Below are 15,557 nucleotides of genomic sequence, written 5' to 3' on the forward strand. Positions count from 1 at the left end.
AGCATTGTGAGCACCGCGGACATGTTTACTTCATTCAACCGATACCTCGCCGATCTGATCGTGATCGCCATGCGGGCCAGCGTCATGGGCTGCAAATTTGGCCTCGCCCTCTTCATTGCCCGTTATCTCGATCTGTCGTCGCTGGGCTTGTACGGTCTTGCGGCTGGCGCCATCGCCGCCGTTCCGATCGTCGTCAATCTCGGGATGAACCATTTGCTGATGCGCGACGCTGTTACGGCCTCCGCAGCCGAAATGATCGACGGCATGCGCCACTATTGGAGTTTTGTAGTCTCGGTGTACGTCGTGCTCTTGTCGATCGTTACGCTGATCACAATCGCCTTTGGCACTTCCACCCTCTGGATCTTGATCGTTGCTGTAATCATGTTTGAACATGTCGGAAACGATATCTTCTATCTACTTTCGAGCCTGCAACAGCACCTCTCGGCGAATGCTATCGGCTTCCTTCGCGGTGCGGCGTGGATTCTCGCTTATGTTCCGCTCGCTATCTGGGATTCGAACCTTAGGGCACTCCCGTATCTGTTCGGGTTTTGGCTGGCAGGAAGCATCGTTTCGGTCGCACTTTTCGTTTTTCTGAGTTGGTCCTGGCCGTGGCGCGCATGCTTCTCCCTTCCGTTCAGGCCTTTATTGATTACGCAAGCGATCCGGAAGTCCTTCCTCATGCTGGTAAGCGATCTCGGCTTCATTGCAAGCCAATACATCGATCGCTACCTGATCACCTTGTTCTTGGGCCTGAGGGTCGCGGGCATCTACTTTCTTTTCTGGACGGTAGGAAGTTCCGCAACCACCTTTCTTGCGCTGGTCCTTCAGCAGAAGCAGCGTCCTCTCCTGATCAGCGCGTACCGGTCCGGCGGAGCGTCCGCACACTGTCAACTGGCCCGGCGCTTCATGCAGACGACGGCTCTTGCCACGGCAACGCTCAGCATAGCAGTCGGCCTGGCGTTCCAGGCGCTCCTGCCGTGGCTGGGACAACCTGCTCTCGCGGCGCAGTCGTCGGCATTTTGGTTGATCGTCGCCGCGCTCGCGGTTCGCTACATGGCCGATTTCGGTGCCCTCAGCCTGTTTACGGCACATCGCGATCGGTTGACGACGGTCACGAATGTCGCTTCGGTTTGTGTGTTAGTTTTGGCGCAGCTAGCGCTGCTGCCACTTGCCGGCCTCCACGGAGCTGGCGGAGCGATCCTGCTGACCTCTCTCATCATAGCACTTTGGCGCTATTGGCTCTTGTTCGGTTTCTCACTCAAGAACGTCGAATCCGGCCGGGTGGGAGCCTAAACGCCGCCGGTCCTTTCGGGCCGCTCGAATCCGCATAAGGCCTACATCCGTCCGCGGACTATTCGTAGCTGTCGTCACACCTGGAATCAGAGTGCAGCGGCACAATGGCGAACGCGACGACCGCGCAGACTACGATCGCAAGCGGAACGATCAGGATGCCATAGATCGCCGATTCGAGCGCCCCACCGATCCAGGATCGGCTCTCGGTCTCATCGAAGTCCTCTCGAGGGGAGCGGGGCGATGATGGGGCAACTGCCGGCTGGCGTGATCCTCCGGTGGTCGCGGTCAACATCCGCGATGAATTTCCGTCCAAATCGATCTGCGACACCGACAAATACTCCCTGGACCTTATTCTTATCCCCCGCCGGAAGCTCCCAAAATGTCGGCTCGATAGGCCTTCTTGCGAGGCTGATCTTGTCTCCCGATTTCCGAAGCGAATTAAAAGGACATCTTGTCCCGAAGTCAGTGGTACTTGACCTCGTCAGAGGATTCAGTCCGTTTGAATATGCAATCCATCTCGAGGAGCGAGACAGGATCCCGAGAATAGTAAGTCACAGGTCGCACCTGGCTCAGGGTGAATCCGGCCTCGCGCATGAAAAGAAGCGCCTCGTCAAACTTCCAGGTACCTTCGTAGAGGTGCACGAGCGGCAATTCCAGCTGGACGCCAAGAAGCCGACGGAGCGAGTTGCTGCCGCCTCGCAAAACGTGCTGCTCGAATCCCTGGGTGTCGACTTTCAAAAACACTCGATCGTCGGCGAACTCCGGGTATATAGAATCAAGGGTCGCAATCCGCACCTTGTCGACGCGGATCACGTCAGTCTCATAGATGCTCTTACGACCGATCTCTGTTTGATTGGCGATTGAGCTCATCGCCGTATTCTTGCTGACATTGATCTCGACGGTTCCGATCGTCTCACCGATCGCCATGTTTCGACAATGCCAATTCTTGTCTATGGCGCAGTTCTTCTCGAGTCGTTCGAATACTTCGGCGACCGGCTCGAAGGAGACTACCTTGCCCGTATATCCGTTCGACCTGACTTCCTGCGCGAACTGGCCCTCGTTCGCGCCGACATCCAACACCAGGTTGATAGAGCGCGAGTGCAGAAACTCCACCAAATTTGGATGATGACGACGGATCTCATACCCCGCTGACCTCACGATCGATTTAAGCCGGTCCTTCACCATCATGTCTCCGCTCCCATGAGTCCTGCTTTTGCCGCCGCCAATGCTGCGCGCATGGAAAGAAAATCATCGTCGCCAACTGAACTGGCGCCGATGCCACCTGAGCACCGGCGACAATATCGCCCGCCCCATGTGGGTCCGCCGCAAGCCAACCTTGACCAGATCGACGGCCGCCGACGGAAGTGGAGGCATCAGATCGTCGCGCGTTGGAAAAATCCCATCCCCGCGATCCACATCGCATTCGACCGCCTTTCGCACGCGATCCCGCCAGGAGGCTGTCTCGCGCATCGGCGCCGGGCCTTTGTCTGCCCAATCGGGCTGCAAACCCTTCGCGAGCATTCGGTTGGCTTCGTGCTTGAATAGCGCCGGCTGCCTTTGCCTTATTTCCAGCCGACTCGCTATCTGCGTCGGAGAACGATACGGGAAGTGCTTCAGCCGGATTCGTGACGGATATGTCCGGTTGCGATTATGAGGCCAAATCAGCCCGCCCCAGCGGAGATCATTCTGGTGGCGGACGAATCGCGGCTCGCTCCAATTGTTCTGATAGTACTTGAGCCTGTCTTGCACCGACCTTCCGAGCCAATCCGACGGACTCTGTTCGTAGTCGCGAAGATCAACGTCAGTGAAATAGAAGTTGAACGTCGCCGAATGGACGAAACCGTAGCTGCCGGGGATCCGCGCGAGGAAGCGGGCTGGGTCGTCAATGTAGATCTCGTCGGAATCGAGTCTGCACCACCAATCTCCCGGAGACGCTATGCTCCGACGCGTTTCGAATATCTCCCCGCGGAGCTCGTCGGTGAACGTGCGGTCATCATGACCGACGATCTCGATCTTATCACTGCGGGCCGCGATGGACTGAACCGTCTCCCAGGTCCCGTCGACGCTGCCATTGTCGAAGACAAAGATCCTATCGCTCCAACGTAGCGCAGCCTCGAATGTCTCACCGACGATATCGTTCTCGTCTCGAACGCAGCAGATGCTGAATATCTTCATGCTAAAGTCACACTTGTTTGGCACCGAAACCCACGCACGACATTGAAATGGAAGCCGGCCGTTCCTACGCTCATCCCTTCGGCGGAGGCAGTCGGGGCGACCTGCCTACCGGACCGATGCCGGTGTCCTCCCTCCGGGGTCTTCCCTAAAGTCTGACCATCCGGCAAGTTGAGGGTCTTTCACCCCTTCCTTCCTTTGCCGAGCGACCAAGAGCAAATTCACTGGGTCGTCCTCTCCCGTGTTCACGTCGGAACTTGACGGGGCTTGGATTGTGCTTTTCGCAAGTTCTGGCCCGAAAATGCCTCCCAGGCCGAGCAGAAAGCCGCCGGTCAGCGCCAAGGCGATGAGGTGCGGGACCTGAGGGAATACCGGCGCCGTTGGCGTTATCGCTTTCTGCACCACTCTGAGGCTGGACAGCTGGCTCTTCTTGGCAACCTCCGAGCTTATCTGCTCCTCGAGGATCCGGCCTGCGTATTGTGCCGCAGCTGCCGACGCGGTCGTGAGAACGCGCTTTAATCTTCCGTATTCGGCCTCCTTTGCAGAGAGCGATGCCAATTCCTTGTTCACATTCTCAAGCTCGGAGCCGAGTTGATTCAGGAGTTCGGTCTGGCCGTTAAGATCGGCATTCAATCTCATAAGGGTCGCCATATTGTCCTGATAGACCTTGATCAGCAGTAACGGCGGTTGATCCTCAAACTGATCCGGCGGCTTGGCAGACGCATCAACGGTCCTTCGAGAGTCCTGCCCGGCAAGCGTGCTCACCATTCGATTCACCGTTTTGTTCTGTGTAACCGGCCGCAGGACCGCCAATTGCTCCGCGATCGCTAGCTTCTGCCCTCTCTTGTCCTCGATTGCGCTCCGTGTAGTGGAGATCTGCGTAGCCAGGTCGCTTGCGCGCCTCAGCAGGAGCTGGCGCTGATCGTCGACGGCATAAATCGAGGCCTCAACAGAGAACCGCTTCAGATTGGCAGCGGCGATCTCGGACTCTTCTTCGAGCCGCTTCGTTTGCTGCTGGAAGAACTCCTGCGCGCCGGGCATTTGAACGTCCAGATTTTGAACAGCGACCAATGCATTGGCGAGCTCGTTCAGATAACTCGCCGCAATCGATGCATCCTTGTGACGGAACGTGATCTTCAACAGGTCGGATCGGCCCTCCTGCTTGGCATTGATGCGGTCCCGCAGACTGAGAATTCCCCCCTGGTTGCGCTCTATGTCTTCCTCCGTCTCGGCAGGCTCCGGCGGTTGCGCATTTGGCTGTGGCTTCGATCCCGCCGGCTCCCTGGCGAACACGTCCCTGAGATCGATTTCCTTCCCCCATGCCATAAACCTTGCCAGGAGCGTCGGATTCGAATCGGACGATAGCCTGTCGTAGCCGACGTTCTTTGCCGCCTCTAAGATCACCTGATCAATCTTGGCGATGCGCGACAGTGATTCCATGCGGCTTTGAAGGTCGACGCCCTCCCCGAAAGGCGCGCCGGTGGTACTGGACGAACGTTCCTTGATCCCTTGCCCGGCGCGCAACAGTACATATGCCTCGTAACGCTCACCAACGGCCGCGTAGTAGAGGAAAGCTGCACTGGAAGTCAGGAACAGGCATAGGTAGATAACCCACTGTCGTCGCCATAATAGACCGAACGTTCTACCGAGTATGGTGCCTTTACTACGTTCCACCGCCGACTCCACTTCTCTGACACCGCAGCGTCTACCGAAGCGAGCAGGCCGGTATTGACGGCCGTCAACTCGGATTCAGCGATCGTCGACATCTTGACCGCTGCGCGTCCGGCCAGTTCGAGCAGGCTAGGCGTGTCGAGTTGCGCACCGTGGGAACCGCAACGCCTAGGATGTGGGATAAGGTTGCTGTGAAGGATCTAACTCTAGGACGAGAAGGGACGTCACACCTCGTTCCCACCTCGACGGCCGTCCAAGGGCGGTTCTTCGTAGTGACCTGTTTCGGCCTCGTGTTCCTGAACTGGCTCACGTTCATCTACCACTTTACCGGGTCGAGCGTATTCAACGTCCTGAGCAATTCGATAAGCCTGCTGCTCATCTCGTGGTCAGCCTATCACGTGCTGATAGCGAAGGAGCGAGATGGACCTTACACGATCCTCCTGCTGCTTGCCTGTGCGTTCACGGGCACGAGCTATCTAGTGAATTTTGGCGCGTTCGAACTTCCGGATGCTTTGAAACTGCTATCAATATACTCGTTCTTCCTAGCAGGGCGGAGCACACCCGAACGGCTCCATCGGTCGGAGAAGCGGTGCATCTATGCACTCGCCGCTCTGCCCCTATTATTCAGGGGGGTCGGCCAGACGAAGGTCTACACCGGCATCGAATATCCAGACGTTTTCTCCTATTTTCCGAACACGAATACGGCAGCACTCTACTTCTCCGCTCTGTTTTTTGCCTTGTCCCCCTGGCTCGGAACCAGGGTCTTGATCGCGCAATTCATAAATGCTGCAATCATGAACCGTGTTGGTCCCGCATTCGCGACCATCATCTCCATTGGCCTTTGGTCCTTCTTCCCGTTGAGGCCGCAGGTCTTAGTCGCCCTTCTGCTGTTGGTGATAGCCAGCTTGGCGGCCTATGCGGTCGGTGCACTGGATCGACTGTTAACGGGCTTGAATGCGATAGCCCTCATCTGGAGCCTCGATCCGAGCACCGTTGCGCGGATGTCAACAAAGCAGTTGATTGATCTAACGGGTACGACGGACATGTCGGCGTTCTTTCGGATCACGCACTGGACGAACATTTGGCAGATCTATTCGTCGCTGGGGATCGGAGGAATATTGTTCGGCTACGGTGCAAGCCAGACCGGTCTGTTGACCGTGCTGCCGCTGCCGCCACACAACGATTACCTGCGCGTCCTCGCAGAGTACGGATTGTTGAACTTCATCATCTTTGCGATTTTCGTGTTCAGCATCGTTTTTTCACTGAAAGAGCGGTCGGCGAAAACCATGTATACCGTGCTTCTCATCTACTTTCTGTCCGAGAACTTGATCGACAACTTCACGTCGATGACCTTGTTCTTCTCTTACGCGGGTCGGTTTACATCACCGAAATGGATGACGCGCAGCTCAACCACAGCATGAGCAAGGCACGGCCAATGGACTTCTCGATCTCCGAGCTCCTCAAACAGAATACCCCTGGCAACAGTGAAGGATTCCCCGCAGGCGTGCCTCCGAGCTACAACTGGTACCAAGGCTGGAATGATGGCGGGCTATGGTCGCCGCCTGCGGATTTCAGTGCGGTAGAGGGCTGGGGACAGGTCTATCCGAAGGTGGGAGCGCTGCCCTATTCGAATCCGAATGCCGCACTCGAGGTCGCCAACGCGAAAACCTACGTTCGCCTCAAGCCGTCCGGCGAATGGAAACTGGTTCAGGACCAGGCGAAGGTCCAACTCACCGGAGGGCATTTTGTCCAGGACTTCGCCGGGAATGTCGCCATTCCCATGAAGGCGACCACTCTGCCCGGGACGACCATTTCCTTCGACGCGCCCCCTGCCGGCTATAACAACCACTTTTGGTACAAGGCGCGCGGAACTTACCCCGCCGGAACCGTTGATGCCGTCTATGTTCAAATGGAAATGCGGGTCACCGACGCGAACTTGCATCTTATTGCGATGGTGGGCGCCGACTGGTGGCGCCACGCCACAGCTCCATATCTTGAGGATCATAGCAACAATCCGGGCGTCGGCGGCAGTAATTGGATCGCGCTCTCGATCCAGTGGAAGACGATCGGCTTCTACTCCATGAGTGAAGCGGAATTTCGCGCGAGTCCCGCTCCACCATTTCGCAGCTCCGCGAACGAAACGCCACCCAGGAAGACACCACCGTTCCCTCCGGGGCCGACACGAAGCGGCGACAATCTCATGATGGATCAGTTGTACGAGCCAACGTCTGGTTCGAACGGGCGGAAAGTTTCCAGCAGCAATGATGAATCATATCATCCAGGACAAGACCAGCAGCAGGTCATGAATGCCGGGTCGCGCCCTACCCCTGCCCGCTCGATCGCAGTGGCGGACGCCTTTTCGAACGACTCTCTCATTGTGCTCGCGTTGGCTTTAAGCGCACTGGTCAAACTTCGTCGAGGAGTCTCACTGGCTCGAGCAATGCGATGGAGCGGCATACCATGACCAAAAGTTGGCGAAACTTGCCGGCGCTGCGCGTCGAATCCGACGAGATGTTGCACTTGGACCTGCTAAGATTCGTTGCCTCAGTTGGCATCGTCGTTCGCCATTCTTTCGAGTTCTTTTTTCCCGAATCTGCTCGATCCACGCTGCCGAGCGGCCTCGCTTTGTTCGTCGATCTATTCTTCGTGATCTCCGGATTTGTGATCGCGCACGTGTACTACGGAAAGGTCGATACCCTTTCGAGTTACGGTTTATTTCTCCGAAGGCGCGTAGGGCGGCTGATGCCGCTCCACTGGTTGACCCTGCTGGTCTCAATCGTTCTCTGGTCCGGATTCGTCGCCATTGGTAAGGCCGGAAACCACGAACCGTCGTTCGAATTGCGATGCATTGCAGAAACTGCGCTCCTCCTGAATGCAATGTTGACCTGCGGTAACGGGATCTCGTTCAGCAGCGTATCCTGGTCGATTGGCGCCGAAATGGTGATGTATCTTGTATTCCCGATTTTCGTCTGGATGAGCGTGAGATCAAGGTTGGGATTTCTGCTCGCAACGGTTCTTACTCTAGTCGCCACGATCGTTATCGACCTTGCTCGGAACGCGATCGATCGCTCCTGGGTTGACCTGTGGCCCCCCTTGAGAGCGCTCCCGTCCTTCATGATCGGCGTCTGCCTATTTTGCTTTCGCGACAAGGCGCGCAAGCTCGCCGCGCCGGGGCCATTATTGCTATTGTCGGCGGCACTGTCGCTGGCCGCCATGATCTCCTACACCCATCATCTTGTTGCACTGGGGCTCGTCTACGTCGTCGCGATCACCGCCGTCGCGGCCGATGCCCCAAACATGCCGTTCCGGCTTTTGTGAAACGGTCTGCTCCTCTTGGGCAACTCACCTACTCGATATACATGTGGCACTCGCTCATCGTCCTGATGGTCATGAATGCAGTGGCGGACAAGCTGATCCACGCTTCCCCCAGCTGGATGTTGATGTTTTGCGTGATTTGCTATGCCATCATCTTCGTCGTCGCCTATTTTTCGTACTTTGTCATCGAAACTCCGGCCCGTCGCTACATCGACAGTCTTATTTCTAGGCGGGTGCGTTCGGCTTTTTCGGCGCCGCGGTATTCTATCACGAACGATCTACGTATTGGACAAGCCGAGGACGACAGCGCGCAACCGAGCAATAGCCTGTAATTGCCTAATGGCAGGAGTATTGGGCCTGACGTCCGTGCTTTCCAAGCGCGCCCCTCGGCCGCGGGCCGCGGCACGTTGGCTTGGCGAGGAACTCAATGCGAGACGTCCGGCCTGGCGACTCCGATTGACCTACACGCATCGGTAATGACGTCAGAACCAATCGCGCAGCCCATATTGAGGTCCGTCAAGTCCGCGACACCTCCGACACCTACAGTGCAGGCAGAGAGGCTCAACTGATTATGGGTCGGTGGCTATGTCTGACACGCGCCATTCTTCCGCCCTGCGATTGCCATCTGCGACGCCTGGATGCGCAGTGCACATCGAGTTGCGAAAGCTCCCTACCTTGCTTTTGCCAATTGGAATAGCCGCAATTCTCGTCGCGACCCCAGAGAGCGCCTTGGCGGCGAAAGGCTCGTCAAACGGAGCGATCATTGCCGGGATCTCGATGAACGTTATCGAACAGAATACCCCAGGTTACAGTCAAGCTTATCCCGCCGGGGTTCCCAACACGTCCTCCTGGTGCAACGGCACCTCCAAGCCCGAAGCCGGCGGACCTCCTTCGGATTTCACAGCTGTCACGGGACTAGCTTCAGTCTTTCCCAAGTTTGGCGCGACGGCATCCGCCAATCCCAACGGAAAAATACTCGTATCGAACAGCAAGACCTATGTGCGTCTTCGCGCGACGCAGGAATGGATCCTCGTGCAAGACCAGAGCGAGAACGAGATCGTAGGCGCTCATTTCGACGCCATGACTCCCAAAAGTCTGGCTGTTCAAATGAAGGCGGAGGTGCAAGCCGACGGCGACACTCTTGTCGATGGTCCTCCAGTCGGTCGCAACGATCTGATGTGGATGGTGAGACGGGGCAACTTTGCTGCCGGTAGCGTGGATTCCGTTTATGTGCAGATGGACATGAAGACCACTGACCCGAACATGAAAGTTGTCGCCAATGTTGGAGCCGACTGGTGGCGAGCTCCGGACGCGCCGCACAGCGCCGCTAACAATAGAGGCGCCGGCAACAGCAACTGGGTAGAGCTGTCCCCGGATTGGTCTACGCTTTTTTTCTTTTCAGGCAGTGCCGCCAAATTCGCTGCGAACCCACCGCCGCCGTTGGCCGAGTTGCCGCTCTCAGCGCAGCCGACGAGCACGCAGCACGCCGCGAATTCCCCATCGCCATGCCTTCGCATCCTGGCACCTCGATAAATCTGGCAGCACCGGGCTCATGATTCGAACCGCGATAGACATCGGCACTCAAAATACCCAACGCCTGCGGCCCACCACCGCCGCTCAGTTCTCAACGAACCGACCTTAGCTCATCATGGAGCTTTCCGCTTTGAGATAGTGCATTGCAGCAGCCAACTTTTCGAAGAGGCTTATCATGTCCTCAGTCATTTACGGTAGGCACGTATCCCCGACCGCGATCGGTCGCGGCGGCTCGCTAGAGACGCCACTTCCGATCGTTATCATGGCAGGCGATTTTCTTCTGGTTCTACTCAGCTATGTTGGCGCCGCCCTGATTTATCGCAGGCTCATAGGGGCTCCGCCCGACCCGGACCTTTCAGTCGGCGTCGGCCTGATCGTGTCGATTGCGTTTTGCGCGATCGCATTCATTCAGGGCGGTTACGACCGTCACAATTTGCTCAATGCGAGTTGGCAATCGCGTAAGGTTCTTCTCGTTTGGATGTTGTCACTGACGATTCTCGCATTCACTGCTTTTCTCCTGAAATCTACAGCCGTTCTGTCCCGCGGCACCATCATCCTGTTCGCGGTGATGGGCCTCGTTGGCCTGGGTGCGCACCGCGCGGCGTGGCGGGTTACCCTGGCTTCGTCGTCTGCCAGAGGCCGCTCTTTCAGGCGGCGTGTTGTCTTACTCAGCCAAAAGCCGCTTGACTTCACATCAGAGCGATTCAAGGACTTGCGTAGAAACGGCTTCGAGGTCGTGCGTCACGTCGTTCTGAACGTGACGCTGGAGGATGACGATACCAAGTGGGATCGAGATGTCCTGAAAATCGTTCGAGAATCCCGTTCGGCAGAGGCAGATGAGTTTCTCCTCGCCTTCGACTGGACCGAGCTCCCGACGTTGAAGAAGCTGAGCCAACATTTGCGCCAAGTGCCGAATGCCGTTCGCTTGTTGCCGGATTCCACTATCGCGGACGTCGTGTCGCGCCCTTTCGTGCCCATCGGCGAAACGGTGGCAGTCGAAATTCAGCGAGCACCTCTTTCGATCGGCGAACGTGCCCTGAAACGTGGCCTCGATATTGGGTTAGCCTCTCTGGGGCTGTTGCTGCTGCCACCTTTGCTCATCCTGACGGCAGTTCTGATCAAGCTGGATTCGCCCGGCCGCGTCATCTTTCAACAGACACGTCGCGGCTTCAATGGCAAACCATTCAACATCTGGAAGTTTCGCAGCATGACGGTCTCGGAGGATGGTCCCGAGATTAGACAGGCAAGCAAACAGGATGCGCGTGTCACCAAAGTTGGGCGTGTCTTGCGGAGGACCAGCATTGACGAATTGCCTCAGCTCTGGAATGTCTTGCGCGGAGACATGTCGCTGGTGGGTCCGCGCCCGCACGCACTCGCACATGATAATTTTTACGACCAGACGATCAGCAACTATGCTTACCGCCGTTACGTAAAACCCGGTCTGACTGGCTGGGCCCAGGTGAACGGGTTCCGCGGCGAGACACCAACCATCGAATTGATGAAGAAGCGTGTTGAATACGACGTTTGGTATGTAACCAATTGGAGCATTTGGCTAGATCTTCGTATCATCGCGTTGACCGTGATAACGCTCTCGAGCGAAGCGGCTTATTGAAGTCGCTTTTCGCACGGACAGCAATTGTCGACGCGCCGGGGAGATTCATGCCGGAGTGAGCGCGGGAATATCTGGGCGAGGTACTGACTCGGTGATGTCCCAAACATCCGCTCGTCACAATCCGTCAGGCACTGCGAAGCGAGAGAGGCCCGACGCTCAAGTGCGCAACACTACAGAGCAGACGGTGTTCGCCACGTATGCGCTCCCACCGCGCGTCCAACTGGATTTGGCATCGTCTCCATTTCCGACTCGCGCGGGCCCCAAGCGGCCAACAAGGAGATAAGAAACCTCCGCGCGAGCTCTTCCTCACCGCGCCATTTTTCTTTCAGCACGCTTCTGCGTGCTGCCGTGAAGCTGGAACGTAAAGCGATGGATCTCGCCACCGAGATCGGGACCTGACGCAGCGTGACTGGAACCAGAACGATGACTCTGCCGTGCGAAGAAACGTCACCTCTACACGGGCCGCATGAACGACGCGCGAGCGACAATCTGTCGCTGATCCGGCCTTGATATCGATCAGGTTTCTTCGGGGCAACTTACCTACCAACGGCCCGCAATCGATAGCGGTGAAACATTGGCTTGGGCGGCGCACACCCATTATTGGACGCTGTCAACTGGCGCCTCGGTCTGGCTGACGACCAGCGTCAAGCTGGAGCGTTTTCCGCCGGTCGGCACTGATCTGCCTATCGTTTTGGGAGACGCTACGATCATAAACACCATTGTGTTGGCCTCGTCACCCTCTGCCGTGGTTATCGAACTGGACAGCGGCCATCTTCGGCGCCTCACTCTGGCCAGTCACCCCTCACTTGCGGTCCAGGTTTCAGAGTGGATTGTGCAGCGGCGTGTCTGAAAGGCAGCCTCCACTTCCTTCCTCCTGCGTGTGCTAGCGAGACCGGAACGGTTGGCGCACTGTACCGTCGCTGACGAGGCGCACCATCAGAGCCCCCGCGCGGCCGGCCGCTCAAGGCGAACGGCGCGGTGCCGCCTCGCCGCGGTGTAGCGTTACGGTCTGATTGGTCTTCATCAGCGATCAGGGAAGACTGGGATCTTCGGGAATCGGGTAACGGAAACTGGCTTAAAAAAATCGTACGATTGGTAGCGGGAGAGCAAATGGAACATTCCGGTTCTGGTTGTTCAGCAAGCGGTGCCCGGCGGCGGCGGGCAGAACAGGTCGTCCGTTTAGCTCGCCCCCAATATCCTACTCCACGCCGAGCACGTAGGTCGGCCTATACCATCGGATTTGCGCGCTGTATCGAATGGGGTGAAGACACAGAAGCAAGGTCGCGCTGCCACGTTCGACTACAACGTCGCACAAGACCCGTTTTGTTCTTGACGACTATTCTCGTAATTTATTGAAAAGGAAGGCGTTTTATATGGTGGGCGCACCAGGGCTCGAACCTGGGACCCGCTGATTAAGAGTTCAACACGATCAATTCGCTGCTGTTTCTGAACGCGCGCCACACTACGACGATTTCTCAAATCCCCTTTTGTTTGCAGGCCTTTCTCGCATAGCTTCGCAGTCCTTCGCACTCAAACCTTCAAACACCTCAATTCATCATCACCGTTTGAGAACCGTTTTAGCGCCTCAGGACACTCATATGGCCGACATTCGCATTCTCCTGACCGACAAAACGATTGCCCAATTGCCTACTCCAAAAGATGGCTGGTATCTGGCGCGCGACACCGAGCTCAAGGGCTTCTTCGTCGTCGTCGGAAAGCGAAAACGGACATTTACGGTCCAGGGCGATCTCCGACAGAATGGAAAGCGCGCCTCATCTGTCAGGGTGTCTATCGGGGACACTTCGGAGATGTCGACCCGGACTGCGCGCGCGACAGCGAAGGAATACCTGGCCCAGATCAGTAAGGGGAAGCACCCAAAACCGGCGAAAGAAGAGGTTCGGCCCAACGCTGGTGAAACCGTCCCGAATAGTATGCCCGCGGCCGAAATAACGCTTCGGGAGGCCTGGCAACGATATCTGGAGGCCCATCTCATTAGGAAAGGTCGGAGCGAAAAGACGATAAGTGGCTATCGCGACCACGTCGAGCGGGTCTTTATTGACTGGCTGGACGCTCCGTTGCGGGAGCTCGGAATGGACCCGGCGCGAGTGGCCAAGAAACACGACGAGACCACTAAGAAGAATGGCCCGTACATGGCGAACGGCAGCATGCGAACGCTGCGCGCAATCTACAATCACGCCCGCAAGACTAACCGGTCTCTGCCCCCCGACAATCCCGCAGACGCTGTCGACTGGAACCGTGAGGAGCGCCGCGACACCGGAATGGGCAACCGCGATCTGAAGGGATGGTTCGCGGAGTTGGCTACCCTCGACAATCCAGTCCGCCGCGAATTCCACTTGTTCACGCTGCTTTCGGGGTCCAGACCAACCGCGTTGCAGGAGGTTAAGCCGGCTCACATTGATTTTCGGCGGCGAACGCTGCACATCTCAAAGCCCAAGGGTGGTAGGAAGCGGGCTTTCGACATTCCGCTGTCGCGGCAGATGATCCTGTGTCTCGTTCGCGCAATTCGGTTCGGTATGAAGATGTATCCGACCCAAGCGAAAGAATGGGTATTCCCCGCCGACAGCGAGTCAGGGCACATAGCAGAAACCAAGGAGGATCGAGACACGCTTTCGAAGTGGGGGAACGATCTACGTCAAACATTTCGAACCATCGCCACAGCCGCTGGTGTCTCCGAGTTCGATGCAAAGCTCTTGATGAACCATTCGATCCCCGGCGTTAATGCTGGCTACGTTACTCGACACAAGCTTCTTGAAGATCACCTACGCAGCCAGCAACAAGCGATCAGTAGCACAGTGTTCACCGCTCTAGGGGCATCGTTTACAAATGATCGCGCCCTGCGGAATTGGCTGGGATACGGAGCGGGTCGACGAGCAACCCAGGATTTCGAGACGTCAACCGATCTCGATCGAGAAGAATTTTGGCGGGCAGCCTAGCCTGAGCAGGGTTTATACTCCCGCACGCGATCTTATGGGAGGATTACGATACATCAAGCATCAGAATAGTGGCATGACCTGCGCCCGCCGTCTGCGCTCTCGCCAAACGATGTTTGTTGCCACGCCGGTTTCGTGGCTCGACGATGGCGTGAACGTTACGATCGCCTTGCCGCTACTCAGCCTCGCCCGATAGGCAGGCAAATTGCGTGTCGGCTGCATCGTTGCTTGTGCGCCCCCAAAACATCGCGACTTCAACTGTCAGCGTTTGGGCGCTGACGATGGCCCTCCTCTTCCACTGGAGTGCCTCTCCATTCCAGACGTCGAGTACCGCCGGCGCACGAACGGGTTCCTAATCAGGTCGACGACTCGGTTTGGCCTCGCGAGCCAATCGCTCCGCTTTCAACGCTCGCGGTTTTCATGAAATGACTGTTGCGCTTTTTCGTAGTCACTCACCTCTTTCGTCGCGTCGACCTGCTTGAACAGCTCGTTGGCCTGGCGCAAGGCCCGAGCCGCGTGTTCGTCCTTCATCATCTTGTTGCCCTCAAATTGCACGAACGCGCGCGACTCAAAAGCACCAGTACTGCGCCTGCCGGTCACGTTCGCAGCCTGATTTTCTGAGGCGAATAGCGCGTGCGAACAGATCGATCGATCGTAATGGCTGGCCACCATCACAGTTGCGTCCATTGCTTCGTCGGGCGCAGCTGCTCGCATGCCTGTCCAAATCAATCCGCTGTTCGATCACGAGTTCCCCAGGAAAGCTCTGAGCGAAAAGGAATTTAGCTTGGAACGTCGTCGCCTTACTCATATTGTCAGGCATCACCGACAACAGCCGACTATGGGCGTTGGTGACTGAGAGACAACGCGCGCTCCCGCCTGCAGAGGAGCGCGTGATGACCCGGTACTACTTCGACATCAGAGACGGCCAAGACCTCTATCCCGACGAAGAAGGACTCGAGCTCGCCGATCAGAAGGCGGCCGAGATCGAAGCTGCGAGAGCGTTAGGCGAT

Annotated in this window: 14 protein-coding genes; 9 read left to right on the forward strand and 5 right to left on the reverse strand. The window is 57.1% G+C overall.

Going from position 1 to position 15,557, the window contains the following annotated elements; translation table 11 throughout:
- Positions 1–21: 21 nt before the first annotated feature.
- Entirely contained in the window at positions 22–1,293 is a 1,272-nt protein-coding gene (locus XH79_RS39130) for a lipopolysaccharide biosynthesis protein (protein ID WP_271585165.1), read from the forward strand.
- A 58-nt stretch (positions 1,294–1,351) separates the two neighbouring features.
- Here the strand turns inward: XH79_RS39130 and XH79_RS39135 are convergent, their stop codons facing one another.
- The 4 genes from XH79_RS39135 to XH79_RS39150 all read right to left on the reverse strand — a co-directional run bounded on the left by XH79_RS39135 (position 1,352) and on the right by XH79_RS39150 (position 5,139).
- A complete protein-coding gene (locus XH79_RS39135) occupies positions 1,352–1,621 on the reverse strand; it encodes a hypothetical protein (RefSeq protein ID WP_271585166.1) in 270 nt (89 codons plus the stop codon).
- 134 nt (positions 1,622–1,755) lie between these two features.
- Complete coding sequence (locus XH79_RS39140; protein ID WP_271585167.1) at positions 1,756–2,481, reverse strand: FkbM family methyltransferase; 726 nt, start codon at positions 2,479–2,481, stop codon at positions 1,756–1,758.
- A gap of 60 nt (positions 2,482–2,541) precedes the next feature.
- Positions 2,542–3,468 (reverse strand): glycosyltransferase family 2 protein, encoded by a 927-nt coding sequence (locus XH79_RS39145; protein WP_271585168.1) that lies wholly within the window; start codon positions 3,466–3,468, stop codon positions 2,542–2,544.
- A 105-nt stretch (positions 3,469–3,573) separates the two neighbouring features.
- A complete protein-coding gene (locus XH79_RS39150) occupies positions 3,574–5,139 on the reverse strand; it encodes a hypothetical protein (protein ID WP_271585169.1) in 1,566 nt (521 codons plus the stop codon).
- 188 nt (positions 5,140–5,327) lie between these two features.
- Here XH79_RS39150 and XH79_RS39155 point away from each other — a divergent pair, with 188 nt between their 5' ends.
- From XH79_RS39155 to XH79_RS39185, 7 genes are all read left to right on the forward strand, one after another.
- Positions 5,328–6,557, forward strand: a complete 1,230-nt coding sequence (locus XH79_RS39155; protein WP_271585170.1) for an O-antigen ligase family protein — start codon at positions 5,328–5,330, stop codon at positions 6,555–6,557.
- 14 nt (positions 6,558–6,571) lie between these two features.
- Entirely contained in the window at positions 6,572–7,600 is a 1,029-nt protein-coding gene (locus XH79_RS39160; RefSeq protein ID WP_271585171.1) for a hypothetical protein, read from the forward strand.
- Complete coding sequence (locus XH79_RS39165) at positions 7,597–8,454, forward strand: acyltransferase family protein (protein WP_271585172.1); 858 nt, start codon at positions 7,597–7,599, stop codon at positions 8,452–8,454. The genes XH79_RS39160 and XH79_RS39165 overlap by 4 nt, the downstream gene beginning before the upstream one ends.
- A gap of 41 nt (positions 8,455–8,495) precedes the next feature.
- On the forward strand, positions 8,496–8,783 hold the full coding sequence (locus XH79_RS39170) for a hypothetical protein (protein ID WP_271585173.1): 288 nt from the start codon (positions 8,496–8,498) through the stop codon (positions 8,781–8,783).
- Between the two features lie 313 nt (positions 8,784–9,096).
- Entirely contained in the window at positions 9,097–9,984 is an 888-nt protein-coding gene (locus XH79_RS39175) for a hypothetical protein (RefSeq protein WP_271585174.1), read from the forward strand.
- Between the two features lie 175 nt (positions 9,985–10,159).
- Positions 10,160–11,596 carry an undecaprenyl-phosphate glucose phosphotransferase gene (locus XH79_RS39180; RefSeq protein ID WP_271585175.1) on the forward strand — a complete coding sequence of 479 codons (1,437 nt, stop codon included), beginning with the start codon at positions 10,160–10,162 and terminating at the stop codon, positions 11,594–11,596.
- A gap of 1,598 nt (positions 11,597–13,194) precedes the next feature.
- Positions 13,195–14,550 (forward strand): tyrosine-type recombinase/integrase, encoded by a 1,356-nt coding sequence (locus XH79_RS39185; protein ID WP_212337750.1) that lies wholly within the window; start codon positions 13,195–13,197, stop codon positions 14,548–14,550.
- A 399-nt stretch (positions 14,551–14,949) separates the two neighbouring features.
- Here the strand turns inward: XH79_RS39185 and XH79_RS39190 are convergent, their stop codons facing one another.
- Positions 14,950–15,234, reverse strand: coding sequence for a hypothetical protein (locus XH79_RS39190; protein WP_271585176.1), 285 nt, complete (start codon positions 15,232–15,234; stop codon positions 14,950–14,952).
- A 206-nt stretch (positions 15,235–15,440) separates the two neighbouring features.
- Here XH79_RS39190 and XH79_RS43355 point away from each other — a divergent pair.
- The coding region (locus tag XH79_RS43355; RefSeq protein ID WP_442870023.1) for a DUF6894 family protein at positions 15,441–15,557 on the forward strand (117 nt) is incomplete at its 3' end.

Origin of the sequence: Bradyrhizobium sp. CCBAU 45389 (assembly GCF_028128625.1) — a bacterium.
Lineage (GTDB): Bacteria > Pseudomonadota > Alphaproteobacteria > Rhizobiales > Xanthobacteraceae > Bradyrhizobium > Bradyrhizobium liaoningense_B.

Coding starts and splice junctions, on each gene's coding strand:
- XH79_RS39130 (WP_271585165.1), top strand. CDS start 22: ATGTTTACTTCATTCAACCGATACCTCGCCGATCTGATCGTGATCGCC.
- XH79_RS39140 (WP_271585167.1), bottom strand. CDS start 2,481: ATGATGGTGAAGGACCGGCTTAAATCGATCGTGAGGTCAGCGGGGTAT.
- XH79_RS39145 (WP_271585168.1), bottom strand. CDS start 3,468: ATGAAGATATTCAGCATCTGCTGCGTTCGAGACGAGAACGATATCGTC.
- XH79_RS39160 (WP_271585171.1), top strand. CDS start 6,572: ATGGACTTCTCGATCTCCGAGCTCCTCAAACAGAATACCCCTGGCAAC.
- XH79_RS39165 (WP_271585172.1), top strand. CDS start 7,597: ATGACCAAAAGTTGGCGAAACTTGCCGGCGCTGCGCGTCGAATCCGAC.
- XH79_RS39170 (WP_271585173.1), top strand. CDS start 8,496: ATGTGGCACTCGCTCATCGTCCTGATGGTCATGAATGCAGTGGCGGAC.
- XH79_RS39180 (WP_271585175.1), top strand. CDS start 10,160: ATGTCCTCAGTCATTTACGGTAGGCACGTATCCCCGACCGCGATCGGT.
- XH79_RS39185 (WP_212337750.1), top strand. CDS start 13,195: ATGGCCGACATTCGCATTCTCCTGACCGACAAAACGATTGCCCAATTG.
- XH79_RS39190 (WP_271585176.1), bottom strand. CDS start 15,234: ATGGACGCAACTGTGATGGTGGCCAGCCATTACGATCGATCGATCTGT.